Here is a 2,207-nt window from a genome sequence, read left to right on the forward strand (position 1 = left end):
CCTCTTGGCCAGATCGAGGCCTATCGTCGTAATTTCGTTCATGGATGACATCTCCCCGTTAGAGCGATCATCGCGATCGCTCTTTCACTATGGCGCCGGAAGAGGGAGCCATCCACCTCATCAAACTTAATGCGGTCGATCCGCTGGCCTATCTAACCACCACGCTCACTGCCATCGTCAACGGCCATAAGCAGGGCCGGATCGATAAGCTTTTGCCGTGGAATTACCCCGCTATACAATTCAACTCCCACCTTTGAGTGCAGTCGGTCGATTGCAGACATCGGCATCTCACTTTGAACAATGTTACGTATCTTGCAGCATCGACGCCGTTAGCGCGATTTAATTCGGATAAGGGGGAACGGATGAGAAACACTGATGTAGTCCCGTGGTCGAAGACGCCAGTTTATCCGGTGCTCCATGCCATTGGATTAGCAATGAAGGGTAAGCGCCTTAACCCACGGACTTTGGAAGACCTCCCTGTCGGAAGCGGCGCAATCATTCCGGACCACGTAGCAGAAGTCATCCACGTTTCAGGCAAACAGCTAAACCAACGAAAAGGCCATTACAGGATCACCATTGATGGACCGAGATTGTCAGGCCGCTGGATATTCAGCTCCGGCGATTTAGAAAAAGCCGCCCAAGAGGCGCTCCATTATACAGATCGTTGAGCAAGGCGTCCGCTATCGACCCATAGCGCTCTGCGGCGGTTGGCTTTTGATATGGAAATTCGGAGTTATCCAGACACGGTGGGATCAGCACATCGCTTACAGTCTTCCTAAAGTTCGACCACCTGACGAACGCACATTGGATAGGCTACGTGAATGCCGACGGGATCTGCGAGTGGCCAGAGAAGGTTAAGGGCTATCGCCCGACGGGCTGGCAGGAGGCGCTTAGCGACATCTCAGCCGTCGCTGAATTCTGCAAGTGAGCGGCGGTTTACAGATACCCGCGTTAATGTCTCTTTCGGCTTCGGATACTGAGTGCCAGCTCGAAAATGCGCATCTCTCGGTAAAGCACGAAACTTAACGGCCGATGCTCTTCGATCTGCTTTCTCAGTCTCGTCTTCAGATAGCCTGAGACGGACATCAATCGGTCACTGGAAATTCCTGTATTCTGAGCAAGGCGCTCAGCTAACTCGTTCATGAGATCCCTCTTCGCTATCGTCCCGAAGGTCCGAGCAGAATTTAATAGATTAGAGCAATCAACGAGGAATTTTCAGCTCGGTTAATTTTCCCTTAGTCGAGTCCAAAGAAGCGAGATCGCTGAGAGATGATTTCGGGTTAACGGGCCGCGGAACCTTTCTCAGTCTTTCCGGTTTTCCAGCCGCCAAGCTTTTGTTGCGTCCGCTCTAGAAGTAGGCAGGCCCCGTTGCGATCCCAAAGACGCAGCGGGGCTTTCGATGTCAGGGCGGCGGGGCTGCTCTCGGCCCGAGGCAGTCATTTCAACCTTCTTCGCCGCGTGTGCGATAACGCTGATAATAGTCGCGATCAATCCAATCTCGATCAAAAGCTGCGAGAAGAGAGAGGTGCCTGCTATCCAGCGGGAAAAGCGAACGGCGAACCTCGATCAACTGACGAAACTCGGGCCAACGCAGTTCGTGGATTGCCAATTCAAAAAGCTCAAGTGGGACACCATTGCTACCTGTTTCCCAGACATCTGATTTAGTTAGCGTAATGCCAACGCGCCGCAAGAATTCTGGTCTGAGGCTCTTCTCTTCGCGTAGTAACTCCACTGTTGCGAACATTGCATTTTCGGCGCGATCACATCCAAAGCCTCCGCGGAAGATGCGAACCGCATTTTCGATGTAGATATCCAAGAGCTTTACGGCGTAGCAATCTTCCAATTCGGTGCCCTTTTTCTTGATCTTTGGGGCATACGTTTAGTTGGCTCACCCTATGACTGCAATTGGCGGATACTGTTGAAAAACTCACTTTGCTCAAGGGAGCACTTGCAGGAGTAGAGTAGGTGAGCTGAGGAAAATGCCAACGACGAGGCCGACGAAACCCAAGGCAATAGCACCGACAATTCCGTGGGTTTCCCAGCCGATCACCGCGCCTAGTCCGGTGGCCACAATGATAATCGACACTGTCCAGATCACCTTGATGATGGACCAAATGCGTTTTCTCGCTGTGGGTTGTTCAGGTGGCATAATAGCTCGCTGCAGTGCTCGGCTAGCTCGATATAATATTGGATTTGCATTCCACGAT

Annotated in this window: 3 protein-coding genes and 1 pseudogene; 2 read left to right on the forward strand and 2 right to left on the reverse strand. The window is 52.0% G+C overall.

What is annotated here, in order from left to right:
* Window positions 1-110: 110 nt before the first annotated feature.
* Window positions 111-257: pseudogene (locus MRBLMR1_RS25220) on the forward strand (transposase domain-containing protein); the annotation flags it as partial.
* Between the two features lie 105 nt (window positions 258-362).
* A complete protein-coding gene (locus MRBLMR1_RS25225) occupies window positions 363-668 on the forward strand; it encodes a hypothetical protein (protein WP_148148829.1) in 306 nt (101 codons plus the stop codon).
* Window positions 669-1,441: 773 nt separating this feature from the next.
* Here the strand turns inward: MRBLMR1_RS25225 and MRBLMR1_RS25230 are convergent.
* Both MRBLMR1_RS25230 and MRBLMR1_RS25235 read right to left on the reverse strand, forming a co-directional pair.
* Entirely contained in the window at window positions 1,442-1,816 is a 375-nt protein-coding gene (locus MRBLMR1_RS25230) for a hypothetical protein (protein ID WP_500066926.1), read from the reverse strand.
* 120 nt (window positions 1,817-1,936) lie between these two features.
* The coding region (locus tag MRBLMR1_RS25235; RefSeq protein ID WP_500066927.1) for a hypothetical protein at window positions 1,937-2,207 on the reverse strand (271 nt) is incomplete at its 5' end.

The organism is Neorhizobium sp. LMR1-1-1.1, from assembly GCF_040675795.1.
Lineage (GTDB): Bacteria > Pseudomonadota > Alphaproteobacteria > Rhizobiales > Rhizobiaceae > Neorhizobium > Neorhizobium cellulosilyticum.